Source organism: Novosphingobium nitrogenifigens DSM 19370 (assembly GCF_000192575.1).
Lineage (GTDB): Bacteria > Pseudomonadota > Alphaproteobacteria > Sphingomonadales > Sphingomonadaceae > Novosphingobium > Novosphingobium nitrogenifigens.
The window spans coordinates 70624-96715 of the sequence record NZ_GL876932.1; the positions used below are offsets into that span (position 1 = coordinate 70624).

At 62.6% G+C, this 26092-nt stretch carries 20 protein-coding genes; 12 read left to right on the forward strand and 8 right to left on the reverse strand.

Annotation, left to right across the window (positions count from 1 at the left end; genetic code table 11):
- Nucleotides 1-5 precede the first annotated feature (5 nt).
- From Y88_RS09835 to Y88_RS09850, 4 genes are all read left to right on the forward strand, one after another.
- The gene (locus Y88_RS09835) at nucleotides 6-731 is read left to right on the forward strand and encodes a helix-turn-helix domain-containing protein (RefSeq protein WP_232281005.1); all 726 of its coding nucleotides are present in this window, start codon (nucleotides 6-8) and stop codon (nucleotides 729-731) included.
- 281 nt (nucleotides 732-1012) lie between these two features.
- On the forward strand, nucleotides 1013-3193 hold the full coding sequence (locus tag Y88_RS09840) for a TonB-dependent receptor (protein ID WP_157132629.1): 2181 nt from the start codon (nucleotides 1013-1015) through the stop codon (nucleotides 3191-3193).
- Between the two features lie 89 nt (nucleotides 3194-3282).
- Nucleotides 3283-3822 carry a D-alanyl-D-alanine dipeptidase gene (ddpX, locus tag Y88_RS09845; RefSeq protein ID WP_008068634.1) on the forward strand — a complete coding sequence of 180 codons (540 nt, stop codon included), beginning with the start codon at nucleotides 3283-3285 and terminating at the stop codon, nucleotides 3820-3822.
- Nucleotides 3822-5189, forward strand: a complete 1368-nt coding sequence (locus tag Y88_RS09850) for a peptide MFS transporter (RefSeq protein ID WP_008068631.1) — start codon at nucleotides 3822-3824, stop codon at nucleotides 5187-5189. Before ddpX ends, Y88_RS09850 begins: the two co-directional genes overlap by 1 nt.
- Here the strand turns inward: Y88_RS09850 and Y88_RS09855 are convergent.
- The 4 genes from Y88_RS09855 to Y88_RS09870 all read right to left on the reverse strand — a co-directional run bounded on the left by Y88_RS09855 (nucleotide 5170) and on the right by Y88_RS09870 (nucleotide 12547).
- On the reverse strand, nucleotides 5170-6456 hold the full coding sequence (locus tag Y88_RS09855) for a cytosine permease (protein ID WP_008068630.1): 1287 nt from the start codon (nucleotides 6454-6456) through the stop codon (nucleotides 5170-5172). The genes Y88_RS09850 and Y88_RS09855 overlap by 20 nt on opposite strands.
- 2 nt (nucleotides 6457-6458) lie before the next feature.
- A complete protein-coding gene (locus Y88_RS09860) occupies nucleotides 6459-8141 on the reverse strand; it encodes a hydantoinase B/oxoprolinase family protein (RefSeq protein ID WP_008068629.1) in 1683 nt (560 codons plus the stop codon).
- Between the two features lie 10 nt (nucleotides 8142-8151).
- Nucleotides 8152-10218 carry a hydantoinase/oxoprolinase family protein gene (locus Y88_RS09865; RefSeq protein WP_008068628.1) on the reverse strand — a complete coding sequence of 689 codons (2067 nt, stop codon included), beginning with the start codon at nucleotides 10216-10218 and terminating at the stop codon, nucleotides 8152-8154.
- A gap of 94 nt (nucleotides 10219-10312) precedes the next feature.
- Nucleotides 10313-12547 (reverse strand): TonB-dependent receptor, encoded by a 2235-nt coding sequence (locus tag Y88_RS09870; RefSeq protein ID WP_008068627.1) that lies wholly within the window; start codon nucleotides 12545-12547, stop codon nucleotides 10313-10315.
- Between the two features lie 348 nt (nucleotides 12548-12895).
- Between Y88_RS09870 and Y88_RS09875 the strand changes: the two genes are divergently transcribed.
- From Y88_RS09875 to Y88_RS09900, 6 genes are all read left to right on the forward strand, one after another.
- Nucleotides 12896-13534 (forward strand): winged helix DNA-binding protein, encoded by a 639-nt coding sequence (locus Y88_RS09875; protein WP_198133349.1) that lies wholly within the window; start codon nucleotides 12896-12898, stop codon nucleotides 13532-13534.
- A 63-nt stretch (nucleotides 13535-13597) separates the two neighbouring features.
- A complete protein-coding gene (locus Y88_RS09880; protein ID WP_232281006.1) occupies nucleotides 13598-14431 on the forward strand; it encodes an alpha/beta fold hydrolase in 834 nt (277 codons plus the stop codon).
- A 70-nt stretch (nucleotides 14432-14501) separates the two neighbouring features.
- Nucleotides 14502-15842 (forward strand): anti-phage deoxyguanosine triphosphatase, encoded by a 1341-nt coding sequence (locus Y88_RS09885; RefSeq protein ID WP_018075931.1) that lies wholly within the window; start codon nucleotides 14502-14504, stop codon nucleotides 15840-15842.
- A gap of 44 nt (nucleotides 15843-15886) precedes the next feature.
- Nucleotides 15887-17194, forward strand: coding sequence for an MFS transporter (locus Y88_RS09890; RefSeq protein ID WP_232281007.1), 1308 nt, complete (start codon nucleotides 15887-15889; stop codon nucleotides 17192-17194).
- Between the two features lie 110 nt (nucleotides 17195-17304).
- Nucleotides 17305-17616 carry a SemiSWEET family transporter gene (locus Y88_RS09895; protein ID WP_008068621.1) on the forward strand — a complete coding sequence of 104 codons (312 nt, stop codon included), beginning with the start codon at nucleotides 17305-17307 and terminating at the stop codon, nucleotides 17614-17616.
- 430 nt (nucleotides 17617-18046) lie between these two features.
- Nucleotides 18047-19180: a phospholipase D family protein gene (locus Y88_RS09900; RefSeq protein WP_232281008.1), complete on the forward strand. Its 1134-nt coding sequence runs from the start codon at nucleotides 18047-18049 to the stop codon at nucleotides 19178-19180.
- Nucleotides 19181-19211: 31 nt separating this feature from the next.
- Here Y88_RS09900 and Y88_RS19595 read toward each other — a convergent pair whose 3' ends face one another.
- The 4 genes from Y88_RS19595 to Y88_RS09920 form a co-directional block, all read right to left on the reverse strand.
- Complete coding sequence (locus tag Y88_RS19595; RefSeq protein ID WP_018075932.1) at nucleotides 19212-19502, reverse strand: hypothetical protein; 291 nt, start codon at nucleotides 19500-19502, stop codon at nucleotides 19212-19214.
- Between the two features lie 47 nt (nucleotides 19503-19549).
- The gene (locus Y88_RS09910) at nucleotides 19550-20407 is read right to left on the reverse strand and encodes a DUF4238 domain-containing protein (RefSeq protein ID WP_008068619.1); all 858 of its coding nucleotides are present in this window, start codon (nucleotides 20405-20407) and stop codon (nucleotides 19550-19552) included.
- Nucleotides 20408-20912: 505 nt separating this feature from the next.
- Nucleotides 20913-21611, reverse strand: a complete 699-nt coding sequence (locus Y88_RS09915) for a spermidine synthase (protein ID WP_008068618.1) — start codon at nucleotides 21609-21611, stop codon at nucleotides 20913-20915.
- Nucleotides 21612-21867: 256 nt separating this feature from the next.
- Nucleotides 21868-22572: an O-methyltransferase gene (locus Y88_RS09920; protein WP_008068617.1), complete on the reverse strand. Its 705-nt coding sequence runs from the start codon at nucleotides 22570-22572 to the stop codon at nucleotides 21868-21870.
- A gap of 157 nt (nucleotides 22573-22729) precedes the next feature.
- On the opposite strand from Y88_RS09920, the gene Y88_RS09925 reads away from it, so the two are divergent.
- Together Y88_RS09925 and Y88_RS09930 are read left to right on the forward strand one after the other, a co-directional pair.
- Entirely contained in the window at nucleotides 22730-23305 is a 576-nt protein-coding gene (locus Y88_RS09925; RefSeq protein WP_232281009.1) for a TetR family transcriptional regulator, read from the forward strand.
- 176 nt (nucleotides 23306-23481) lie between these two features.
- On the forward strand, nucleotides 23482-25878 hold the full coding sequence (locus Y88_RS09930) for a TonB-dependent receptor (RefSeq protein ID WP_008068614.1): 2397 nt from the start codon (nucleotides 23482-23484) through the stop codon (nucleotides 25876-25878).
- The last annotated feature ends 214 nt before the right edge of the window (nucleotides 25879-26092 follow it).

The following is a 26092-nucleotide window of genomic DNA, read 5'->3' on the forward strand; positions in this document are numbered from 1 at the left end:
ACAAGATGACTGGCAGCGTGTTGCCTTCATCACGAAGGCGCGTTTATATGCCCGCCATCATGGCAAGTCGACGCGAAGACCCCGAAACAGCACGCTTTGGACACATTCTCCGCGATTTGCGTACTCGTCTCGGATTGACGCTCAACGACGTCGGACTGAAGACCGGCATCCCGCGTTCAACACTTTCAAAAATTGAAAACGACAAGATGTCGCTGAGCTACGACAAGATCGTGAAAATCAGCTCGGCACTCAATGTCGACATCAGCGAACTGTTCGGCGGAAAACATGTGCCCAGCCCGCAGGAAGTGCGAAAACCCGTATTCGGGCGCCGGGTCATCAGCCGGGCGGGCGAAGGGGTGATGATCGATACCGACGTCTATGCCTCGCTCTATGTCGCATCGGACCTGCTGCACAAGAAAGTGGTCCCGATCGTCGTCGACGTGAAAGTCAAACGGATCGAGGATTTTGGCGACTTCATCCGGCACGGTGGCGAGGAATTCGCCTATGTCCTTGAAGGTGCTATTGATTTCTACACCGAGTTCTACACGCCTTCCCGCCTCAATGTGGGCGATTCGATCTACTTCGACAGCAATATCGGACACGCCTATATCGCTGCCTGCGACGCCCCCTGCAGGATCCTGTCGATCTGCTCTGCCGACAGCGCGGAAATCATGAAGACAGGCGACAATCCCGCTTCACAGCACGATCACATCCGCGTCGACAAGACCTGACGCCGGGCCCCCTTCCCCCTCCCCCCTTCCCGCAATCTCTGCCCACCTCCTCCTGCCCCGCGCGGGACCGGCCGCATTTCCGTCCGGGTTGAAACTTGTTTCAACCGCAACAAACCCCCGTGTTTCAAGGGGCTGTAGGACATTTTTGTCACACACGGCACATTTTGCGCATGATTTTTTCAAAAATCGCGATTGGTGTTGCCGATTCAGAAACATTCCCATAATCGCACCGTCAAAGTTCAAAACGAACAACGTCAAAGACGTAAAACAAGGGTGTGAACATGACAAAGAGCAGGATTCTGCTGGCGCTGGGTACTGCCTGGCTCGCCATGCCGGGTGTGGTGCAGGCACAGACCGCCGATACGACCGGAACCACCGCCGCAGCACCGTCCGACACCGCAGGCAGCGCCGCTGCCGGGGAAATCACCGTCACCGCACGGCGCCGCGCGGAAACGGCACAGTCCGTCCCCGCCTCGCTCAATGTCATGACCGGCGCCCAGATGGCGCGTATCGGCCTGACCGACACGTTCCAGCTTCAGAACAACACTCCCGGCCTTGCGATCTCGGTCGCCGACCGCGAAGTCAACGTCGCCATCCGCGGCATCGGCAACAACGTGCGCAGCATCGGCGCCGACCCGTCGAACGCGGCCAGCATCAACGGCGTCTACCTGCCCCGCGCGGCCATGGTGCTGGGCCAGATGTTCGACGTCGAGCGCGTCGAAGTGCTCAAGGGCCCGCAGGGCACGCTCTATGGCCGCAACGCCACCGGCGGCGCGATCAACATGATCGGCAAGATGCCGACCAAGGATTTCGAAGCTGACGGCTATGTCGGCTATGGCTCGTACAACATGGTCCGTGCCGAAGGCGGCGTTTCGGGCGGCAACGACCTGATCCAGGTCCGTGTCGCGGCCAATTACGCGCGCAGCGACGGCTATACCTACAACCTCTACAACGGCACCCAGCTCGACAACACCAACTACACCGGTGTGCGCGGCACGATCACGCTGACGCCGACGTCCAACCTCAAGGCGACGGCGTTCTGGCAGCACAGCGTCGATGACAGCGGCCTGGGCTATGGCATCTCGCTCGACCCGAGCCTCGGGACCGAAGCTTCGGACAGCTATGCCTCGCTCGCCCCGGCCGACGCACAGCGGGTCGATCCGCGCCACATCCGCGTCAATTCGCCGATGTATTCGCGTCGTCGCGGCGATGTCGGCGGACTGACCGTCGACTGGAACCTCGGTGCGGTCGCGGTCCGCTCGATCTCGGGCTACACCTGGTACGGCGACGCCGACAGCCAGGACACCGACGGCACCGCCTATGACTTCGAATACCAGAAGACCAACCAGACCTATCGTTCGTGGTCGGAAGAACTGCAACTGTTCAGCACCGGCAAGCACAAGCTGGAATGGTTGCTGGGCATGTTCCTCTATGGCGACAGCGGCACCGAGAACATCGACTACGAATACAATCCCGGCGCACCGACCAGCACGAACTATTCGCCCGCCGCGCTCATCAACACCGCGGCCCAGTCGGCTTCGCAGGCCGTCTATGGCCAGTTGACCTACCACGTCACCAACAGCTTTGCCGCGATCGTGGGCGGTCGTTACACCCACGACCACAAGAGCGGTCAGCGGTTCCAGACCATCGACAAGTCGGCGCTGTCGGCAGAGCTGAGCAACGACCGCTTCACTCCCAGCTTCCAGCTGCAGTGGAAGCCGTCGAGCACCGTGATGTTCTATGCCAACGCGGTCGAAGGCTACAAGAGCGGCGGCATCAACGGTCAGGACACCACCGGCAACCCGGTTTTCGGGCCCGAAAAAGTGTGGTCCTATGAAGGCGGCATGAAGGGTCGCTTCTTCGACCGCCGCCTCACCATCAACGCGGCCGGGTTCTACATGGACTACAGCCACATCCAGTTCCGTTCGGGTCTGGTGACGGCAGGCGTGATGAAAGTCGCGGTGAACAACGCGGCCAGCGCCAAGATCGCGGGCGGCGAACTGTCGGCCGACTACAACTTCGGCAACGGCTTCTCGCTCAACAGCAATTTCACCTACCTGCACAGCGACGTGTCGAACTACTTCTCGGCCAGCACCGGCACGGTCATCAACGGTCGCTCGCTGCCGCTGGCTCCGACGTGGAGCGGCTCGGTCGGCGCGGACTATACCCGTTCGCTGGGCAAGATCGGCTCGGTCGACGCGCACGTCGAATATACCTATCGCAGCCGGATCATCTTCCCCTTCACCTATGACGCGACGCAGAACACCGACGGCCCGCTGGGTCTGGTCAATGCGACGATCCGCTGGACCCACCCCAACGGGCGTTTCTATGTCGAAGGGATCGGCCGCAACCTGACCGACAAGCTCTATCGCGTGAACCGCGAAGACTTCCTGCCTTCGGAAGAACTCGAAGCCTTCGGCGCTCCGCGCACCGTGGAACTGCGCATCGGCTTCAAGATCTGATCCGCAAGACCTGCACCAAACCGGCGCCCTCGTCTCCCCTTGCGGAGGCGGGGGCCGCTGTCTTTTCGGCCCGATCAGGATTTCCCGTCATGCACGCGCCCCTCCGTCCCGTTCGCCACCATGCCGTCGACATACGCCTCGCCTATGCCACGCCCGACAATTTCACCGGGCAGGTGATCTATGAAGATGTCCCGGCGATGTTGCACCACCACGCCGCCGATGCGCTCGACCGCGCGGCGGAGCGGGCCTGGGCACAAGGCTGGCGGATCGGCCTGCTCGACGCCTATCGCCCCGGTGCGGCGCAGGAACGACTCTGGTCCATCCGCCCCGACCCCATGTATGTCGCAGACCCGGCGATCGGGTCGGACCACACGCGCGGGATCGCGGTCGATGTGACTCTCATCGATGCAGGCGGCATGGTGCTCGACATGGGCAGCGATTTCGACGAAGCGAGCGAGCGGTCCCACCACGGCTACGCCGGGCTCGATCCGGTTGCCTTGCACAACCGGACCACGCTGCTGACGCTGATGGAGGAAGCCGGGTTCTGTCGCCATCCCTATGAATGGTGGCATTACGCCCTGCCCGCGGCGCAGAGCTATCCCCTGCTCCACACGATCGGAGCCTATTGATGCCCACTTCCCCGACGTCCCGGACCCAAACCCGCGACATTCTCGGCCATCCGCGCGGGTTGCCGGTCCTCGCTGGAACCGAATTGTGGGAACGCATCTCGTTCCACGGGATGCTCGCCCTGCTCACGCTTTACATGGCCGAGCAGCTCTTCCTGCCCGGCCACGCCGGAGCGGTCGTCGGCCTTGCCCCCCTTCGCGCCGCGATCGAAAGCCTGACCGGTCCCTTGAGCGTCGAGGCGCTCGCCGCGCAAGTCTTCGGCCTTTATGCGGGCCTCATCTATTTCACCCCGGTCTTTGGCGGGATCATCGGCGACCGCTGGCTGGGGCGGCGACGTTCGGTCCTGCTCGGCGCCTTGCTGATGGCGCTCGGCCACGGCTGCATGGTGTTCGACCAGACGTTCCTGCTGGCGCTGGTCCTGCTGATCCTGGGCGCCGGGTTCATGCGCGGGAACCTCATCGCGCAAGTGGGCAGCCTTTATCCCGCCGGCGATCCGCGCAGCGCCAACGGCATCCAGATCTATTACGCGATGGTCAACATCGGCGGCTTTGCCGCGCCGCTGGTGACCGGCCTGCTCGCGCGGGTCTATGGCTGGCATGTCGGCTTCGGCTTTGCCGGGCTCGGCATGGTCGCGGGTCTGCTCATCTATGCCTTGGGCATGCACATGATCCCCGCCGACGCCCCGGTCGACCGGACGGTCGAACGCGCGCGCCTGACTGCACGGGAACGCCGCACCGTCGCGACACTGATCGCGCTCTTGCCGCTGTTCGTCCTGTTCTTCGTCGGCCTGACCCAGCAATGGAACGTCTACAACCTCTGGGCACGCGACCATGTGTCGATGGCCATCGGCAGCTGGTCGATGCCGGTTCCCTGGGTCCAGTCAATGATGGCGGTCGAAAGCGTCATTCTCGTGCCCGTCGTCCTGCGTTTCTGGCACTGGCTCGAACGCCTGCGCGGACCGCTCGACGACTTGTCGAAACTCGCCATGGGTTGCATCGTCTTTGCCGCCTTCACGGCGATGGACGGCATGGGGACGCTGGTGTTCGGCACCGGGGGCCACGTTCCGCTCTGGTGGATCGTCCTTTCCAGCACCGGCACGCAGTTCGGCTATCTCAATGTCCAGCCGGTCGCCATTGCGCTCTATACCCGCGTCGCGCCCAAGGCGATCAACGCGATGATGGTCGGCATCTATTTCATGGGCATCTTCTTCGGCAGCCTCATCAGCGGCAGCCTCGGCGGCCTTTACGCGCAATGGACGCCGACTGCGTTCTGGCTGCTCCACGCCGGGCTCGTCGGCGCGGCCGGGCTCGTTTTCGCAGTGCTGCGCGCGCCCGTCGGACGCCTGCTGTTCAGCGATCGGAGCGTGTGAAGCTCGTGACGAGGGCAACCGCTCCGGCAACGAGAACCGAATCCACCGCCGCGATCCCGCTGATCGAGATCACTTCGTAACTGGTCAGCACCCCCGCCAGCGTTCCCGCCGCCCAGGCAAGGAGCGCGGCGGGGCGCAAGGCGACCGCCTCGATGGTGTGAGCGTCAGCCGGAGGAGGACGGCGCAAGGCGCTCACCACCTGAACCGCCGCGATCGGGGGAAGCGCAACCCCCAATGCCACAAGGAACGGCACGAACAGCGTGTCCACCCGCGCCAGCGCCAGAACCACGCCGACCAGCGCGCTGCCCGCGATGATCGTGCGGAAATCGAACCGGGGAAACTGGTTCGCAAGCGACAGTCCGCCCGAATAGAGGCAGGCCGACGCATCGATCCATGCCCCCATGAGCAGGACGACCAGTGCCGGAAGCCCGAAGCCGAGCGCGATCATCGCCGCGATCAGGTTGTCCTTCCCCACCATCAGCCCCGGCACCGCCGAAGCGACAAGGACCAGCGGCAGGACCACTGCCAGCGCACCCGCCGCTCCCGCAGCGGCGCCCGCAGGCCGACGAACGAACCGGCCATAGTCGGGCTGGATCACTGCCCCGACGATATAGTCCCCGACGACCGAGGACACCGCTGCCCCGAATCCGAGATGCCCGGTGCCCGGCAAGCTCAGGATCTGCCCCATGTGCGGCACGCTGAGCCACACGCCGAGCCCGAGGATCGCAAAAGCGAGCGGGATCAGCACCATGCCCAGGCGTTCGAGCCCCTGCGCCCCGCGCATCGCGACCCATGCGATGGCAAGGCTGAGCGGGACGGACAGGAACGGCGGCGCGACCAGATGCCCGGTCATGTCCGCAATCGCCCCGCTCGCGGTCGCGCCCAGCACGCTGATCGCCACGCCAAACCACCCGACCAGCGACAAGGCGATGAGCAGGCGCACGAGTTGCGCGCCCTTGCTGCCGAACGTCAGCGTGGAAAGGATCGCAAGGCTCATGCGCGTGCGCGACCCGGTATAGGCGCTGACGCTGGCCAGCGTGGCCAGGACCAGCGCCCCGGTGATCGCCGCCCGCGCCCCGCCGATCAGGCCGAGGCTGCCCGCCAGTTGCGCGCCGAGCAGGAACGCGGGCAAGCCGCACTGGCTGCCCGCGACAATGAAGAAAATGCGCCAGCCCGAACCCTGATCCTCGAGCGGAACGAGTTCGTGGGCAAAGCTCTGCGCGGCCTCTGCCCGCAGATGGTTCGCATCGGATGGGGCAGAGGCCATGGTCAGTTCAGCGTCCCGGGATCGATGCCGTAATCACGGCGCGCCTGTTCGGCGGTCACATAACCATCGCGCAAGTCGGCTTTCAACCGTTCGGGCGAGCGGCGAGCGGGGTCGCCGTATCCGCCCCCCGTCGCGCTTACCAGGCGAAAGGTTTCGCCCCGCTGCGCGCGGATGGCGGTCACCATCGAATAGACTTCGACCGAACCGTCGGTGCGCAGCACTTCGGCGCGGTTGCACGATCCCGGCTGTCCCCCGGCAAGGCCCCACGGACGCGACCGGGTCCGGGTTGCCGAATAGGTCAGGAACGCCTCGTCCGAGGTGATCCGGTAATCGAGTACGACGCCCTTTCCTCCCCGGAATTCCCCGGCGCCGCCGTCTTCGTCGTGAAGCGCGTACTGGTCGATTTCGAAGCCATAGCGGCTTTCGGCGAGTTCGACGGGAATGTTGAAGGTTTCCCCGTTGGCGCAACAGAACTGGCCCGCATCGCCGTCGCGGTCATGGCCCGCGCCCCAGCCGCCGACCAGCGGCTCGCCCATGACGAAGAGGCGCCCGGTATCGGGATGGATGCCCGAAATGAACGTGCCGCCGACCGTGCGCTGATGCCCGGCGGGCAGCTTGTCGGGCATGATCGGGGCAAGCGCCATCCACATCGTTTCCATCGCCGCCAGCTTGGTCTCGTAATAGATCGACACCGGCGCCGGGCTTTGCGCGGTCAGGATCGTACCCTTGGGACAAATGATGTCGAGCGCACGGAAACAGCCGCCGTTGGCCGGGATTTCGGTATTGGTGACCGCCTTGAATACGCAGCGCGCCGCCGTGACGAGGCCCGCCTCACCCAGATTGATCGGGCCGGGCGCCTGTGGGCTGGTCCCGGTGAAATCGGCAATCATCTTTTCATCGGTAATGGTCAGACGGACCTTGATGACGAAAGGCCCGTTGCCCAAGCCATCTTCCTCGACCACGTCCTGCGCCGTGAAGACCCCCTTGGGCAGGCGCTTGAGCTCTTCACGCGTCATCCGCTCGCCATAGTCGAGCAGCGACCCCATCGCATCGATCAGCGCGTCGAGACCATATTTGTCGGCAAGTTCGGCAATCCGCCGCGCGCCCACGCGACAGGCCGCGACCCCGGCATGCATGTCGCCGATCGTGCTGTCGGGCAGGCGCACATTGGCGCGGATCATCTCCACCAGCGCCTCGTTGATCTCGCCCCGGTTGTAGAGCTTGAGGAAGCGGAAATGCAGCCCTTCCTGATAGATGTCGGTCGAACAGGTCGTCGAACTGCCGGGATAGGTGCCGCCGACTTCGGTCCAGTGCGCCTTGTTGACCGTCCACGCGATCAGGCGCCCTTCGGCAAAGACCGGGCAGACGATGACGACGTCGGACAAGTGCGTTCCGCCCCCTTCATAGGGGCAATTGGTGATGAAGACGTCGCCGGGATGGATCCGGTCGAGCGGCCAGTGGCGCAAGGTGCTCTGCACCGCCGTGTCGAGCATGGCGAGAAAGCCGGTGACGCCGTTGCCCTGCGCAAGGAGATTGCCGACCGCATCGGTCGCACCCACGGCAAAGTCGGTCGATTCATAGATGATCGGGCTCATCGACGTGCGGATCATCGCCTGAAACATCTCTTCGCCCAGGGCCACCAGCGCGTCCTTGACGATTTCCCGGGTGAACGGGTCCTGCTGCATCGAAGGTTCCTTAAACCGAAAGCACGTGGACGTGGTAATTGCCGAAATCGTCTATCCGCACGGTGCGACCCGGAGGGACAGGCAGAGTGACCGATGGTTCCTGAATGACGGCGGGGCCGACGAATTCCATGCCCGGTTCGAGCCTCAGACCGTCGTAGATCGTGCTTTCATGCGTCCCGTGCTGGTCGAAATCGACCGTGCGGGTACCGCGCACGGCATCGGCAAGGACCGCCCCGGTCACGACGCGCGGGGCGATTTCCGGCTTGTCGACCGGGACGGTCGCGACAAGGTGGAAATTGACCAGCTGAACCGGGGTGTCGAGCCGATAAGTGTACCGCTTTTCATGGGCGTCGTGGAATGCGGCACTGGCGGCCGCGACCGGGTCTTCGGCCTCGAGCGGGAAGGCCACGTTGACCGTGTGTTCCTGCCCCTGATACCGCATGTCGGCGCGATATTCGAACAAGGGCGCGCGCGGCACGGTGCCATCATCGTCCTGCGCGAAATCGCCGATCGCCAGCGTCTCGATCTCGGCGAACATGGCGCGGATCGTGCCCAGCCGGTCGGGCGCCACGTCAATGAGATGCGTGCGGATATAGTCGCGGCGCAGATCGGTCAGCAACATGCCCCAGGCCGAAAAGACCGAGCTGTTCACCGGGATGATGACCTTGGGTACTTTGAGTTCCTCGGCCAGCGCGACTGCGTGCATCGCGCCGCCCCCGCCAAAGGCCATCAGCGCGAATTCGCGCGGATCGTGCCCCTTGTTGGTCGAAACCAGACGCAATGCCGTCGTCATGTTGGCATTGGCGATGCGGATGACCCCGCGCGCCAGTTCCTCGCGCCCGATGCCGAGCCGCTCGCACAAGGGGGCAAACGCCGCGTCCACCGCCGCCCAGTCGGGTTCGACTTCGCCGCCGACGAAACTCGCCGGATCGATCCGCCCGAGCACGAGATTGGCATCCGTCGTCGTCGGCCGCGTGCCGCCCCGGCCATAGGCCGCAGGCCCCGGCCGCGCGCCCGCCGACTGCGGCCCCACGTGCAGCTTTCCACCCGCGTCGATCCACGCGATCGAGCCGCCGCCATTGCCGATCTCGACGATTTCGGAGACCGGCGTCTGCACCGGATAGCCCGGATTGCGCGCATCGCGTTCAATGTAATAGTCGGTCGAAACCTTGATGTGGCCGTTCTCGATCAGCGTGCATTTGGCGGTCGTCCCGCCGATGTCGAGCACGATCAGATTGGGCTCGCCGATCTTGCGGCCGAGATAGGCGGCGGCAAAGATCCCGCTGGCCGGGCCGGATTCGACCATGGTAATCGGATTGGCCTTGGCCGCCGCTGCCGTCGCGATGCCGCCGTTCGACTGCATCATATAGGGCGCACCGGCAAACCCCGCCTCGCCCAGCCGCCGTTCGAGCCGGTTGATATAGCCGTTGGCGACCGGGAAGACATAGGCGGAAAGGACGGCGGTATTGGTCCTTTCGTATTCGCGCCATTCCCGGCTGATTTCATGGCTCGCCAGCACGGCGACTTCGGGCCATGCGGCGCGGATCGCCTCTGCCACCGCCCGTTCGTTGGCCGGATTGGCATAAGCGTGAAGGAACGCGATCGCGATCGCCTCCACACCTTCGCGGCGGAACATGTCGAGCAAGGCGGGCAAGCCCGCGAGATCGACAGGGCGCACCGTTTCCCCCTTGTAATTGGTGCGTTCGTCAAGCTCGGCCCGCAAGGCGCGACCCACGAAAGGGCTCGGTTTGACGAAGTTGAAATTGAAGAGATCCGGACGATTGCCGCGCGCGATTTCCAAGACATCGCGAAACCCGCGCGTGGTGATGAGCGCGGTCTTGGCACCCTTGCGCTCAGTGAGGGCATTGATCACGACCGTCGAGCCATGGGCAAAGAAGGCAAGATCGACCGGAGCAAGTCCCGCCTTTGCCATCGCGTTCATGACGCCGGATTCGAAATCGGGAGGAGTCGTGTCGGCCTTGGCCACCTGCACGGGGCCGGGCACGCCGGTTTCGGGATCGATCGCGTAATAGACAAGGTCGGTAAAAGTGCCGCCTACGTCGCTTGCAGCTCGCACGGTACATTTCTCCTGAGCCCGCGCCCGGGGGATGCGCGGAAGAACCGGCGGAGGCCCCATGGCGAGGCCCCCGCAAAGTCTCTGGGCGAAAGGGTCAGAAGCGACCCTTCAGCTCGATGCCGTAGCTGCGCGGCTGCGCGGGCATGGCAAAGCCGCCGGTGACGTATTCGGCGTTGTATTTGTGGTCGAAAGCGTTGCGGACATAGCCGGTGACGCTCCACCGCTTGTCCGGGGCTTCGAGCCCGAGCTGGGCATTGACGATTTCGAAGGCATTGCGCGGGGTGGAATTTTCCGGGTCCCAGTACTGTTTCCCGTGGTGTTCCATTTCCAACCGGCTGAAGAGCCCGAGACCGTTGGCGAGCTCGCGCCGGTACTGTGCGCCGACAAGCCCGGTCATGTCCGGGATATAGGGCGCCTTGTTCCCGACCAGAGCCGAATTGTACGAAAAGGCCTTGATGCTGCTGAGCGTGAAACCGACGTTGCCGTAGAAATCGAGCCCCTTGACCGGCGAATATTGCGCTTCGAATTCGGCGCCGTTCAATTCGGCCTTGTCGATGTTGACGAGGATCTGTGCGCCCACCGCCCCGACGAAAAGGAAGTAGAAGCTGTTCTCGTCGATCGTGTGGAAGCCCGTCGCGGTCAGGCGCAGCTTGCCGTCGAAAAGACGCGCCTTGATCCCGCCTTCGGTCGTATAGGCGCTTTCGGGCTTGGCCAGATCGTAGACGCCCGGAAGGTTCGCGGACGCGGCCGCCCCGGCCTGGTTGTACTGCCCCGAACGGAACCCGATGCCGTAATCGGCAAAGATGGTAAGGTTGGACGTCGGGCGGTAATTGATCGTGACCTTGGGCTGGCTGCGGTGGAAACTGGTTTCCCGCACACAGGCATCGGGATTGCCGACGGTACAGCCGCTCGGAACCCCCGCCGTGCTGTCGGCGCGGATGGTCTGGCGGTGGTTGTCGTGGTCGTAGCGGAAGCCGAAGCTCGCCTCGAGCTTGCTGGTCAGGTCATAGGCGAGGTTGCCGAAGAAGGCATAGGCCTGGTTGTGGTTGTGATCGGCAAGGAAACTGTTGGTCGGGTTCAGCGGATCGTTGAAATGCGGCTGATAGGTGACCTGAAGAATGCCGTTCCCTTCGTCCACCCCGGTGGAGGAGGAAATGAACCGGCGCGTGTCGAGGAAATAGCTGCCCACCATCCAGCGCAAGCTCTGCGCATTGGGCGACGTGATGCGGAATTCGTCCGACCATGCCTTGACCCGTTCGAACTGGGTCTGGGTGCCGTCGGTGCCATAGACATTGCGGCTTGCCGAATAGGGGAACTGGTCGGCGCGGGAATCCTCGGCGAGGTCGATATAGGCCAGGACGTTCGAAATGGTCGCGAACGGCATCTGGTAGGCAACCTTGAGCGAGGTCTCATAGACTTCGCGGCGGTCGTGGCCCAGATTGTTGGCGCACAAGTCGCGCGTCACCCGGTTGGCATCGCCCGCAGGCCCGCCGAACGGATTGCTGGTGTCGAGATAGCACGAATTGGCCGCGAACTTGGCAGGCTGATAGACCCAGTTGAGCGCGCCGCCGCTGGTCAGCGCATAGCTGCCGCGCAAGTCGGCGGTCAGCCCCGGCGCAAGGTCGAAATGGAACGCCCCGCGCAAGGACAATTCGCGTGAAAAATCGGGATGGCGGTTGAGGTAGACGTTGTTGAGCAGGCCACCGAAATCGCGATAGCTCGCGGTCAGGCGGAACTGCACCTTGTCTTTCAGGATCGGGCCCGAAACGCTGCCCGCGATGCGATAATCATCGCCATTGCCATAGGACGCACGCGCATCGGCGGTAAAATCGTTGGTCGGCGCACGGGTATTGATGATGATCGCCCCGCCGATGGCATTGCGGCCATAAAGCGCGCCCTGCGGCCCGCGCATGACTTCCATCTGGTCGATGTCATAGAGGTCCTGCGTAAACTGGCGCGCGGTTACCTGCTGCACCCCGTCGACGACGACCGCGACCGGGCTTTCGCCGTTGCGGACCTGTGAAATGCCGCGAATGGTGATGAAGGCCGTGCCCGAATTGTCCGACTTCGTGAACGAGACATTGGGCACGAGGCTGAGCGCGTCGCCGGTCTGCTTCAAATTGGCGTCGGCAATCGCCTGATGCGAAAACGCGGTATCGGCGATCGGCGCCTTGAGCAGGCTTTCGCTGCGTCCGCGTCCGGTCACCAGGATTTCGCCGGACTGCGGCGCCTGCGCCCCGGTATCCTGCGGTGCCTCCTGCGCCAGCGCGGGCAGCGCGCCCGTCATCGCCGAAACGCACACCGCCACGAAAAACGGCCACTTCCTCATGTGTACAACCCCCCTTGTCAGGTTGAGCGGGTCTTTGCCCTTGATGCTCCCATCTGCGCGGTGGAAACCGCCTCACGCAACTGCCCTGACGGCTAGTTCGCCCGCCCTTCGTGGACCTGACCTAGCCACGACCTAGCCACATGGGCAGGGTGGAGTCCCCTCGAACAGGCCAATTATCACAATGTGATAGAGCCGCCGCCCATCGCGCGACCCGCCGAATTGCCAAGAAAACGCAGCGACTTTATCGCCGGAACAACCGCAACGCATTCCCACGAGACAAGGTTCAGCAATCAGGTGTCCGGCAAGTCCAGCAAAGATCCCCGCGCAACTCAGTCCGTGACGGGACGCGTGGTCAAGATTCACGCCCGGCCACAGGCGGTACGGACCGAAGCGGGCTTTGGCGAAGCGGACGATATGATGCTAGCCTCTTCTCCGGCCGAGACAGCCAAGCCGGGGAAAGCCATGGAATCAAAGTATTACAGCAACTGGCACCTTGCCAAAAGCAACAGCGAATTCGTCGTCACCGAATTCGAATATGCCATGGTCCGCATGTACGAGGCTTTTGCCCGCTGGGTCACGACGGCGAGTTCCGTGCTGATCGACGAGGACATCAAGTTTTCCGAGCACATGATCCTGCATGTCATCCGCATGCACAACCGGCCCAAGAACAGCCAGACCATCGCCCGGATGATGAACCGCGATGACGTCGCCAATATCCAGTACAGCCTGCGCAAACTGGAAGCAGCCGACCTTATCAGCAAGGCACGGGAAAAATCGGGCAAGACATTTGCCTATACCGTCACCGAAAAAGGCCGGCAGATCACCGAAGGCTATGCCGACATCCGCAGCGATCTTTTGATCCGCGCGATCGGCACGATCAACAATATCGACGAACGCATTGCCGAAATGACCCAGCTGATCGGGGTCCTCACCGGGATTTACGAGGAAATGGGGCGCAGTGCCGCGACGTTCAGCGCCCAGTATTGAATGATGCCTCGGCTCCGCACGCGGTGACCGAACGCATCGTGTTCGCCACGTATGGAGCAAAGCATGACGGAAAATCCGGAAATCGGGATCGGCCTCACCACGTGCGGCTATCGGACCAATTGCCATGACGTGGGCGCGGGGGACGCGGTCATGTTGCTGCACGGATCGGGCGCGGGCGTGTCGGGCTGGGCCAACTGGCGCGGGCTGATGCCCGAACTCGCAAAGAACTTGCGCGTGATCGTCCCCGATCTCATCGGGTTCGGCTATACCGAAACGCCTGACGATTTCGCGTTCCGCTTCATGGACAGCTGGGTGGATCAGATGCTGGGCGTGCTCGACGCGCTGGGGATCGAACGCACGCATATCGTCGGGAACAGCTTTGGCGGAGCAGTCGCGCTGTGGATGGCCCACCGCGCTCCCGAACGCACAGGGCGCCTCGTGCTGATGGGCCCGGGCGGTTGGCCTGCAAAAGTCGGCCCCGAACTCGCCGCGCTCTGGGCCTACAAACCCTCGGTCGACGCCATGCGCGAAGCCATGAGCGTCATGGCCCACAACCAGGCATTGGTGACCGAGGAACTCGTCGAAATGCGTTATCGCGCCACCTTGCGCGAAGGCGCACAGGAAATGTTCGAGCGCGTCTTCCCCCGCCCCCATCAACGCTGGCTCGATGCCCAGGCCCTGCCGATCGCCGCGCTTCAGGGGATTACCAACGAAGTCCTGCTGATCCACGGCCGCGACGATCGCGTGGTGCCTCCCGACGTGTCGTGGAACCTCCATCAGCACCTCCCCAATTCGCAGCTCCACGTCATTTCCCGCTGCGGCCACTGGACCATGATGGAACACCCCAAACGCTTCCGCCAACTGGTCGAAAACTTCCTCGGCGAAGAACGCGACTGATCCGCGAAAGGGCGCGCGCGGGCACTCTAACCCCTTGCCCGCGCGTCCGGCCCGCCCCTATCAGGGCGCCATGACACATTGGTCCGCCCGGCGCGAAAACTGGAATCCGCAAGCAGAGGACGCCCGCGATGTCGGGGACGTCGATTATGCGCGCGTTATTCATTCCGCCTCGTTCCGCCGGTTGCAGGGCAAGACGCAGATCCTCAATCTCGGGGACAGCGATTTCTATCGCACGCGGCTCACCCATTCGCTCGAAGTCGCGCAGATCGCGGGCGGGATCGCGCGGCAATTGGCCAAATCGTTTCCCGACCATCCCGCGACCGCGCTGCTCCCTGATCGCGGCACGATCCACGCGATCGGCTGTACCCACGATTTCGGGCATCCCCCGTTCGGCCACGGCGGGGAAATCGCGCTCAACTATTGCATGCGCGACCATGGCGGGTTCGAAGGCAATGGGCAGACGCTGCGCACGCTTGCCCGACTGGAACAGTTTTCGGCCAATGCGGGCGCCAATCTGACGCGACGGACCATGCTCGGCGTGCTCAAGTATCCGGCCGCCTTTTCGCAGGTGTACAATCCCGCCATCGTCCCCGCGCTCATGACCGGGCCATCCACGATCCGGGTGATCGACGCGCGCGCGTGCAAGCCGCCCAAGTGCTATCTCGACACCGAAAGCGATGTGGTCGACTGGATCTGCGCGCCGCTGTCCCCCGCCGATCGCGATGCCTTCACCACCGTTGCCCATGCCCCCGGGCGCCACGGCAAGACGCTGCACAAATCGTTCGACTGTTCGATCATGGATGCCGCCGACGACATTGCCTATGGCGTCCACGATCTCGAAGACACGATCGCGCTCGGCCTTGTCACGCGCGAGGCTTTTGCCGCCGCCGTCGAGGGCAAGTGCCCTTCGTTCCTCGACACGCTCAAGGAAAAATACCCCGGCGAAAGCGCCAACGACGTGTTCTCGCGCATGATCGACGGACTGTTCGGCGACGAAGGCACCCGCAAGCGGTTCATCGGCCGCCTTGTCCATCACTTCATCACCGCCATCGACTATGTCGAATGCGACGCCTTTGACGAACCCCTCTTGCGCCACCGCGTTGCCGTACGCGAACCGCGCCGCGCTTTCCTCGACGTGTTGCAGGCCTTTGTCGTGCGCGAGGTCATCACCCGGCCCGAAGTCCAGCATCTGGAATTCAAGGGGCAGGCCATGGTCGTCTCGGTCTTCGAAGCGATGCAGGCCGATCCGCGCCGCCTGCTCCCCCGCGATGTCGCCGCCCGCCACGATGCGTCCGGCGGCGACCCGCGCGTGATCTGCGACATGGTCGCGGCGATGACCGACGGCCATCTGCTCAAGACTTACGAACGCCTGTTCAGCCCGCGCATGGGTTCGGTCTTCGACCGGCTCTGAAAAAGCGGAGGCAAGGTGTTTACAGCCCCATGGAATTTCGGAGATTGACCCGTTCCGTGACCACCATTCCCGACGAAGGCCGCTCGGCCATGCGCAAGGCGCAATGGCGGATCGTACCGCTGGTCGCGCTGGGGTACCTGTGCGCCTATATGGACCGGGTCAACGTCGGCTTTGCCGCGGTGCGGATGAATGCCGACCTGGGGTTCAGCGCGACCGTCTACGGTCTGGGCGCGGGGCTGTTCTTCCTTGGCTATGCCCTGTTCGAAATCCCTTCGAACCTTGTCGCGGTACGACAGGGGCCGCGCCGGTGGCTGGCGCGGATCATGATTTCGTGGGGGATCGTTTCGGCCGCGATGATGCTCGTGCGCACGCCCATGCAATTCTACGCCATGCGGTTCCTGCTCGGCGCGGCAGAGGCGGGGTTCTGGCCGGGGCTGATCTATTATTTCGCGATGTGGTTCCCGGTCAGCCATCGCGGACGCGCGGTCAGCCGGTTCTATGTCGCCAGCCCGCTCGCCTCGCTGGTCATGGGGGCCATGGCCGGCGCCCTGCTCGCCCTCGACGGCATGGCGGGGTTGCGCGGATGGCAATGGCTGCTTCTGGTACAGGGATTGCCGAGCGTTGCGGTGGGCTTCGCATTCCTGCGCCTGTTGCCCGACAAACCGCAAACGGTGGACTGGCTGACGCAGGGGGAAAAGGCGTGGATCGCCGGGGAACTCGCGCGCGAGGCAGAGACGCTGGACGCGCCGCCGGGGCATGACGTCCTTGCCGCCTTGCGCAATCCCCGCGTTCTGGGCCTTGCCGCGACGGGGTTCTTTTCCAGCGGCGTCATGACCACGCTGTCGCTGTCCGCGCCGCTGGTGCTGCTCGGCGCAACCGGGCTCGACGCGACGCGGGTGGGCTATCTGGTCAGTGTCGGAGGCGTGATCGGGGCCGTTACGATGATCGCGGCGGGCGACTGGTCGGATTGGCGCGGCGACCGTTTCCTCAATGCCTTCTGGATGATCCTTGCCATGGCAGGCGCGCTGCTCATGCTGGCGCTCGCGCGGTCGCACGCGGTCGCGATCGTCGGCTATCTCGGCTTTGCAGCGACCTGCTTTACCGTCAACATGCTGCTCTCGTCGGGCTGGGCCGATGTCATGCATCCGCGCGAACGGGCGGTGGGCGCAGCAGCCATCAACATGATCGCCAATCTGGGCGGGTTCGCCATGCCCTATGCCTGGGGCGCCATGCGCGATGCGACCGGCGCATTTACCACGGGCCTCGTCGGCCTGACGTTCGCCTCGCTGGTCGCGGCCACCCTCGCCCTTGTCGTGCGGCGCAGCCACGCCGCGCAACAAGCCCCGCGCTGATCCCGAACGCGGCCACGCCCCGCCCCCGAGGCGCCACAGCCCATCGCAAACCCATGCCCTGCATTCGTTTTCATGTTGTCGGGCACCCGTGCCTGCCTACCCTCGCCCGCATGACGACAGAAAACACCACCACCCCCGTCGCCATCCCGACGCCCGAGCGTCGCGGACCCAGCCCCATCGACCTCCTCGGCTGGTTCGCCTCGGTCATGGCCGTATGCATGTACGTCTCGTACATCGCCCAGATCCAGCTCAACCTCGCCGGCCAGAAAGGCTCGCTGATCCAGCCGCTGACCACAGTCCTCAACTGCGCACTATGGAGTGCCTACGGCATCTTCAAACCCGGCCGCGACTGGCCCGTCGTCCTCGCCAACCTCCCCGGCGTAGCCCTTGGCGCGGTTACCTTCACCACCGCACTGCCGTGACGGGGAATGGAGCCCATGCGCAGAAGCCGACGCCCGAGTTTGAGGACAGTCCGGAAGGGCAGGTTACGAATTGCTATGGCCGGAAAGCTGCCGCTCTGACGCCGCAGCGCCGGGGGGGGCAACATCCGACCAACTATCGCCGTTCATCGGCGGCGCCGGGAAGGTCCGGTTACGCGAATACCGGTCACCTGTCGCGCCTCGCCCCTGATCGCTGGCGCCCAGGTTGAAAGGCCCGCCAGTGATATGTGGATGACGGGCCGTGGCGATTGCCACGGCCGTCTTTTTTGCGCCAAGACATTAAATCTTCCACTGAATTCACGGGGGAATCATAGTGCACACACAATCATTCCAACTCCTGCTCAATGACGACAACACGGACCACCGAACGGAGATTGGAGCGCTGTTCAAGAATGCGCGGCGTTTCGAATGCATGGTGGCATTCGCAAAAATGTCGGGCTGGAAGGAAATGAAAGCGTCGCTGGAAGAGGCGTTGACCAATGGCACGGCCGCGCGGCTCGCGGTCGGCTTGGATTTTTATCACACTGATCCGGAATTGCTTCGCTCCCTCTTCAGGTTGAGCAAAAAGCACGATGTGGAATTATATCTCAGCGACTCTTACAGCACGTTTCATCCGAAAATTTATGCATTCAAGTCCGGCGGTGGATGCAAGGTCGTTGTCGGATCGGCGAACTTCACGGAAGGCGGACTGCTTCAAAATTATGAAGCATCGGTTCTGATCGATGATAAGAGCGGCGCGATGATGGAAAAGATCACTGCCCACTTCGATGCCTTGATCGACAATAAAGAAATTGTGCTGGCTACGAAGGCGCGGATTGATGGTTACGCAAAGGATCATGCGATCAACGCTGCATGGGCGCGTTTTGCAAGGCGTCGCGCCACGCGCGCTGTCGATTCCGGCGAAGCCTCACTCGATGTCCTGGCCGGTTTCCTGAAAATGATGCAGGAAGGTGGCGCATCGTCGCAGTTCAATGTGCAGATGAAAGTGAGGCGGGCCAATCTTGCGGCTGCACCGACGCAGCTTCGTTCCATCGCGGCATGGAAGGGGAAAACGGCGCGTGGCTTCCTGACCGAATATGAGCATCTGATCGGGTCATTCCATTCGGGCGGCCTCGACCGCGCAAAGACGCGCATTGCAGACAAGCGTGAGGATTTTGTCGACGCAGTGGCATCGATCATCGATCACGCTGATTTGTCGCCGCGCGATGCGTTCGCCATTCTGCACGCTGCATTTGCAGGCATCAAAGGTGCTGGGATCAATATCCTCACCGAGATTTTGCATACGCTGGACAATAGACGTTTTGCGGTGATGAATCAGAATGCGGTCGCGGGCTTGCGTCTCGCGGGCTACGATGAATTTCCGCTGCATCCGTCGAAGGGAAGCGTGAGCCCCGACAAGTACCAGATCTATTGCGATCACGCGGCCACCGTGAGCAAGGCGCTCGGTCTTGGCGATTTCACCGAACTCGATGCGCTTTTCAACTATGTTTACTGGCACGAAGAGCGAGCAGATGACGATAGTGACGAGGACGAGGACGAGGACTGATCGACTGACGTTATCTCCTGATTGTTACCAGTCAGAGGTAGAGTCTCGTTTGCTCAAGATGTTTGTTGTATGGGATGGCAACATGTCGGGGGCAGGTCAGTACGCTCATTCCGACAGATTCAATAAAATCGCGGCCATCAAGCAAAATAAGGGCGTGACTGTAGCGCCCGACATCAAATAGCCTGATTGCTCTAATTACTGCTCTGTGCCCCCGCTCGAGAACAACGTCACCCGGTTTGAGGCACATGAGATCAAATTCACAAATCGAATTCGACTTGAGACCGGTCTTGCTCGAACCCTGCATGATGAACGCTAATTTCATTTGCCATGTAAAAGCTGAATACGTGGCATCTCTATGCTGCGTGCTCATTAGGATCGGCGCAGAAGACGATCGATAAGTTCATGGTGATAACGGCTATCGGCATAAACGTAATCCTGCGCGCTCGAAATCGACAGGCGGTTCACGGCATCGATCAAAGTGGGTGGTTGCAGCACCGTTAACCGGTCGAGCAGATCTGAATTGTAGGCAGCAAGGAAGACCGCCGTTGGAGAGAGCGGCAGCGAAATGAGGCAATCGGGATGGGCCAGGCCGGGCAGCATACAGATTGGGAAGTCGCACGTTAGGAAGCCATAAGGCCCGTCCTTGAAGTGGCACACGCGCCAATCCATGCCCATGATGTCGTGGTTCATGTTGGGGATAGCTATCATGTCCGGAATGAGCGAAGTTCCAAAGTCCTCAAACAGATGGCCGGGGTCTTTGGTTTCGATCCACTCAAGAAAGCTCTCGGGGTCGCCAGGGCGTCGGATCGCTTCATATTCTTCGAGCTTCGCAGCGAATTCTTCACGCAGCGTCCGGGCAGCATCAGCGCGGATGTCGGCTAGCTGGACCGGCAGCCGGACAAAGAGGGACATAAGAAAGCGAACCCAAGACTGCCTCATATCCATGGGCAAATCGACTGGCGTTTCGCTCAGCAGCAACCGAAGCGCCTGCGACGCCGGATCATCGACTTCTGGCCCCATGAAATCGCGTTCAAGTGCGTTACGCTGGCCTGCCGGCGCTCCCTTCAGCGCATACAGACCGCGTTGAGCCCCAATCTCCTTGGGCGCATAGTCGCGGACATAGAGGCGTCCTCGCTGGCGAGAGTACGTGACAACCTTGCCTTCAGCATGCCTCCATCGTGCGAGATAGAAGCGGGGAAGAAAGTGGTGGCGATCTGGATCACTCACCGCACGACTGCGCTCGACACGGAACCTCGACCGATGGCCTCGACGCACAGGGCAGTGATGGCGTCATTTTGGCAAGTACCATCCAAGATCCGTATCATCACCACTCGTAGCACCCCGAACATCAAAACGCGACGACCACCGTGTTAGCAAAATAAGATCGCACTGAAATCTAAGATCGCACTGAAATCTAAGATCGCACTGAAATCTAAGATCGCACTGAAATCGAGCGCGATCATGCCGCCATTAGTATCTTCTGTCAGGAAAAGCGACTCGCGCCTCAAACCTTGTAGCCATATCGCCCCTTAGCAGATGGATTGGCATAGCTGAGCGCCAGCAAGGTAGGCTTGGGAACGACCGGTTTCGGCAAATGCCACTGTTCAGCAAGGGTGTCGTGAATGCCCGCAATGTCCCAGGCCCCGTCTTTTCGTAGTGCCGATGGTCGCGTGAATGTACGACCGGTTCCGATGCCCCAGCCATGCTACTCGAACGTCAGGAATAGCGGCGGTTAGCGCGTCAAAGCTGTGCCCAATGTCGCGAACCAGATCACGTGTTTGGCGCCTTTGCCGTTGCCCTGCTTATCGTAGCGGGCATAGACCGTGACTTCGTCCACCGTGAAGCCGGCGGCTTTCAGGCGCCGCGTGAAGGCGTCGTCACGCGCGGCGGACCAGATTGCCAGTACCCCACCGGGCCGCAACGCCCGGCCTGCCGTGCGCAAACCGGCGCTGGCATACAGCCGGTCATTGCTGGCGCGGACCAATCCGTCGGGTCCGTTATCGACATCAAGCAGGATAGCATCAAACCCGCCAGGCGAGCTGGCGATCACGTCGGCGACATCGCCCTGCACGAGTTTGACGCGTTGATCGTCCAGGCAACCTGCCGCCACCGCAGCCATCGGTCCGCGCGCCCAGGCAATGATCTCAGGCACGATTTCCGCAACGGTGACATGTGCGTCATCAGGCAGGTGCGCCAGTGCAGCACGCAATGTGAAGCCCATCCCGTAGCCACCGATCAGCATGCGCGGCTGCCGTGAGCCGGCGATGCGCTTGCAAGCCATGACCGCCAGTGCCTCTTCGGAGCCGCGCATACGCGTGCTCATCAATTCGTTGCGATCAAGCACGATCATGAAATCGCCGCCATGGCGGAACAGGCGCAATTCCTCGCCGTCGGGCACCTGTGCCGTACCAATCAGTTCGCGCGCGATCATGCCGTTTCTCCTGCCGGTTGCCCGGTCGCTACATCGCTGACCAAGGGCGATTGAAATGACAACTGCCCAGCCAACCGATGGAATATGCCGCTTCCCATTATCCTAAAGCCAGGGAAGTGCCATCCTGAACTTTCCTGGCTTTAACGCATTCATGACGCTGGCTGATCCCGACTTTGTGCTGGATGAAGGGAGGGGGGATCTTGCCGAACCCGAATGCGGCCCTGAACATCGGCTTTGAAAGCGAATTTCCCCGCCATCACCCCCCGGTCCAGAGGGAGAGTTCGACATCTTCGGCGAAGGGGAGGGAGAGGTAGCCTTGGGATGGGGTGCGGACATGGGTGAGGTAGTCGGGGGCGTAATCGGCGTTGTCGGCGACGATCAGGGCTCCGGGGCGCAAGTGGGGTTCGATCAGGGTGAGGACGTCGGTGTAAAGCGACTTGGCGCCGTCGAGGAGAACAAGGTCAATGGCGGCAGGAAGGTCGGCGGACAGGGACACCAGCGCGTCGCCTTCGCGGATTTCGACCAGGTCAGACAGGCCAGCCTGTTCCAGATGGGCAGTGGCAAGCGCGATCTTGGACGGTTCGAATTCGCAGGTGACGATCTTGCCATGCGGGCCGTCATGGGGCCCATCCTCGATTGCCTGCACGCCGTTATCACGCAGGGCGGCGGCCAGATAAAGCGTCGACAGGCCGAACGAGGTGCCGAATTCGACGATGGTCCGCGCCTTCGTCGCCCGGGCCAGCATATAGAGCAGCAGCCCGGTCTCGCGCGAGACCGGCAGGGGAATGTCCTTGAGATGGGTATAGAGCGCGCGCCACTCGGTCTTGCTCGACATCAGGCGCGCCTGTTCCTCGGGCGACGTGCGGTTGAAAATGGGCAGGGTTTCGGGGCGGGCCGTCTCGGCCTGTGCAAACAGGCGATCGAGCAGGGGCGCGACAGGGGGCGTGGTGAGCGTGGTCATGGCGTATCTCCGAGAGGCGCCGGATTTGCCTCTTCGCCAAAAATATGAGCAAGTCTTCACGTTTTCTAATCGCATTGGCGGACGAGCGATGATCACGACCGGAAACCCCAGCCTTTCCGCGCGCAAACAGCCCCGGCAAAGGCGCTCGGCAGAGGCGGTGACTGCGATTCTCCAGGCAGCGGCTCACGTTCTGGCGGTGCATGGCGCGGCGCGGTTCACCACGGCGCGCGTGGCCGAACGGGCCGGGATCAGCATCGGTTCGCTCTATCAGTATTTCCCCAACAAGGCGGCGATCCTGTTTCGCCTGCAAAGCGACGAATGGCGCGACACGCGCAGCCTGTTGCTCGCCTTGCTGACCGACACCACACGGCCCCCGCACGATCGCATCCGCGCGGCGGTGCGCGCCTTCGTCGCCTCCGAAATCGAAGAGGCCGCCATGCGACAGGCGCTGGAGGATGCCGCCCCGCTCTATCGCGACGCGGCCGAGGCAAAGGCGGCAAAAGGCGAAGGCATCGCCGCCTTTCGCGACCTGTTGCGCGAGGCCGCGCCCGCCCTGTCCGACCCCGCGCGACAGGTGGCGGCCGAGACCATTGTCGGCGCGCTCAAGATGTTGGGCAAGGCGCTCTCGCTCGCGCCGTACGAGGCGGCAGAGCGTGACGCGCGGACCGAGGCGCTCGCCGACATGCTCTGCGCCTATATGGCTTCACTCGACGAGGCAGGCACGAACGCCTGACGCGGGGCGGGATTGCGCCTCTTGATGCAAACTCAACTATATTGATTGAGATCAAATAGGACATCGTGCGCCCAGCCCCCTACCCCTGAAGGCTGTCGCACGCGGCGGCGTGGCCGGGATTGGGCCCGATGCCCGCTGCGTGGGGCCCAGACCAATACGATGTTCCAGGGGAAGACATGAACCGTTCCGCCCGTGCGTTGATCCTGCTTGCCGGTACCGCCCTCGTCGCTCCGTTCCATGCCCGTGCCGCCGATGAAGGCGCCGCCGCTCCGGCAGCGATCGAACACGACCCGGCGCCGGGGGCCGACATCGTCGTTACCGCAACGCGCAAGGAAACGCGGTTGCAGCAGACTCCTGTCGCGGTCAGCGTGATCGGCAAGGAATTCCGCAGCCTGCAGAACGTCATTACCGCGCGCGATCTGGCGGGGCAGATTCCGGGGCTCTATACCGCCCCGACCGGCATCACCCCGCTCACCAACACGTTCTTCATTCGCGGCATCGGCAACAGCGATCCGATTTTCGATCCGACCGTCGGGGTCTATATCGACGACGTCTATTTGCCCCGCGCGATCAACGGCATGTCCGACCTGACCGATGTTGAACGGGTCGAAGTCCTGCGCGGGCCGCAAGGGACGCTGTTCGGCGCCAATTCGGCGGGCGGCGCGATCCGCTATGTCACGAAGACCCCCGGCGACCATCTGGAGGCGCGCGGGGACGTCGGCTTTGGCAGCTATAACACGGTCAATACCCACGGGTATGTCTCGGGCGCGCTGATCCCCGGCCTTCTGGCGGCCAGCCTTGCCGTCGCCCATGACCAGCACGACGGCTATACCTGGAACCCGTCGCTGAAAACCGACGTCAACAACCAGAACACCACCGGGGGGCGGATCAAGCTGCTGTTCACGCCGACCAGCCGGTTGAAGATCACCCTGACTGCCGACGGCACCGTCGATCATTCGCAAGCCGCGCAATATGTCGCGACGACTTACAATGCGTCGAACCCGGCGCTGTCCAATCTGGGCGCGATCACCGGCGGCACGCTCTATGCCCCGACGCAGTTCAGCGCCTATCAGCCCAATGTCAGCTATGCCGGACGCTATCCGGTCAACTATTCGCATTCGGGCGGAATTACCGCACGGGTCGATTACACGCTCGACAGCCATCTTGCGCTGCATTCGATCACGGCGCTGCGGGCGTTCGATCAGGACCCGGTCAATTACAACAACGACGGGCAGGCACGCCTGCCCTACAATTCCGCACAGACGCGCGCGGTCGATATTTCCGACAACTACATCGCCTATCACGAACACGAATTTACGCAGGAATTGCAGGTTCAGGGCAACTGGAAAGTCTTCGATTTCACCGCCGGTCTCTATTACCTGTTCGAAAATTTCTCGAGCAACCGTATCGGTTATGTGACCGGGCTGCCCCAGACCGACACCGCCCTTCCCGCGGCTCCCTTCGACCAGATCGGCGACACCCGCAGCTTCAACTATTCCGCCTATGCGCAGGGCAACGTCCACCTGACCGACAAGCTGACGCTGACGGCGGGAGGGCGCTATATCATTCAGCATCGCGCCTTTACGTTCAGCGGGGTGAACGACGATCTCGACGGCAATCCGATCGATCCCGCACTCTATCCCCAGGTCCTGACGGGCGGGTCGATCCCCGCGCTCGGCGTTTCCGTTTCGGGGGCCCAAGTCAATTTCACCAATGCCGCCGTGCTCAATACCAAGACCTGGCGCTCGTTCACGCCCAAGGCGGGGCTGTCGTGGCAGGCGACGCCCACGGCGTTCTTCTTCGTCGATTATGCCAAGGGGTTCGACGCGGGCGGGTTCAACAACCGCGCCCTGTCGGTGGCAACCGCGCTTCCCTATAACCCGGAAACGGTCAACACGTTCGAAGGCGGGATCAAGACCGACTGGTTCAACCACCGCCTGCGCATCAACGCGACGGGGTTCTATAACGATTACAAGAACCTCCAGACCTCGGTCTCGGCCTATAGCCCGGTTTCGGGGACTTACGTCAGCACGCGCGGCAATGCGCCCTCGGCCCATACCGACGGTTTCGAACTGGAAACCTCGGGCCAGCCGACCCGCAATCTGGCGCTGGTGTTCAACCTCACCTATCTGCAAACCCGCTTCGACGATTATGCCGCGCCGTCCTACGGCACGGTTCCGGCCTACAACTATACCGGCAAGCAGTTTTCGGGGCAGCCGCAACTCCAGTATTTCGGCTCGGTCACCTGGACGATCCCGCTCCACCAACAGGGCACGATCAAGCTGGGCGGCAGCGGCAATTTCGAAACGTCCTATTTCTCCGACACGCTCAACAGCGAACAATACCGCATCCCGGCGCATGGCTATGCCAATGCCTTCCTCAATTACGAAACGCCCGACGGCCACTGGAACTTTACCCTGACCGCGCGCAACCTCACCAATTCGTTCTATTTCTCGACGCTCAATCCGGTCGGCTCGGCGATCAAGTCCGGGGCTTATGCCGGAACCCTCCTCCTGCAAGGCGCCCAGAACGCACCCCGCACGATCTTCGTCAAGGCGGCCTATTCGTATTGAGCAGGCCGCTCACGCCGAACGCAGGCCCCATGCTCATGACCCAATAGGCCTTGCGGAATGCAAAACGCTGCGAATGGATCGGACTGCCGTCGCCGCGCGCTTCGATCTGTCCACACCCCTTAAGGACATGATGACAGCCTGTGTCCGTCAGGCCAGACTGCCGGGATCTTCTTGCCCGACCATAACGAAAAGACGTTCGATGATCCGCCTCTGG

Bases quoted from the DNA above. Each gene is read 5' to 3' on its own strand.
- Y88_RS09835 (WP_232281005.1), top strand. From the start codon at position 6: ATGACTGGCAGCGTGTTGCCTTCATCACGAAGGCGCGTTTATATGCCC.
- Y88_RS09840 (WP_157132629.1), top strand. From the start codon at position 1,013: ATGACAAAGAGCAGGATTCTGCTGGCGCTGGGTACTGCCTGGCTCGCC.
- ddpX (WP_008068634.1), top strand. From the start codon at position 3,283: ATGCACGCGCCCCTCCGTCCCGTTCGCCACCATGCCGTCGACATACGC.
- Y88_RS09850 (WP_008068631.1), top strand. From the start codon at position 3,822: ATGCCCACTTCCCCGACGTCCCGGACCCAAACCCGCGACATTCTCGGC.
- Y88_RS09855 (WP_008068630.1), bottom strand. From the start codon at position 6,456: ATGGCCTCTGCCCCATCCGATGCGAACCATCTGCGGGCAGAGGCCGCG.
- Y88_RS09860 (WP_008068629.1), bottom strand. From the start codon at position 8,141: ATGCAGCAGGACCCGTTCACCCGGGAAATCGTCAAGGACGCGCTGGTG.
- Y88_RS09870 (WP_008068627.1), bottom strand. From the start codon at position 12,547: ATGAGGAAGTGGCCGTTTTTCGTGGCGGTGTGCGTTTCGGCGATGACG.
- Y88_RS09880 (WP_232281006.1), top strand. From the start codon at position 13,598: ATGACGGAAAATCCGGAAATCGGGATCGGCCTCACCACGTGCGGCTAT.
- Y88_RS09885 (WP_018075931.1), top strand. From the start codon at position 14,502: ATGACACATTGGTCCGCCCGGCGCGAAAACTGGAATCCGCAAGCAGAG.
- Y88_RS09895 (WP_008068621.1), top strand. From the start codon at position 17,305: ATGACGACAGAAAACACCACCACCCCCGTCGCCATCCCGACGCCCGAG.
- Y88_RS09900 (WP_232281008.1), top strand. From the start codon at position 18,047: ATGGTGGCATTCGCAAAAATGTCGGGCTGGAAGGAAATGAAAGCGTCG.
- Y88_RS19595 (WP_018075932.1), bottom strand. From the start codon at position 19,502: ATGAAATTAGCGTTCATCATGCAGGGTTCGAGCAAGACCGGTCTCAAG.
- Y88_RS09915 (WP_008068618.1), bottom strand. From the start codon at position 21,611: ATGATCGCGCGCGAACTGATTGGTACGGCACAGGTGCCCGACGGCGAG.
- Y88_RS09920 (WP_008068617.1), bottom strand. From the start codon at position 22,572: ATGACCACGCTCACCACGCCCCCTGTCGCGCCCCTGCTCGATCGCCTG.
- Y88_RS09930 (WP_008068614.1), top strand. From the start codon at position 23,482: ATGAACCGTTCCGCCCGTGCGTTGATCCTGCTTGCCGGTACCGCCCTC.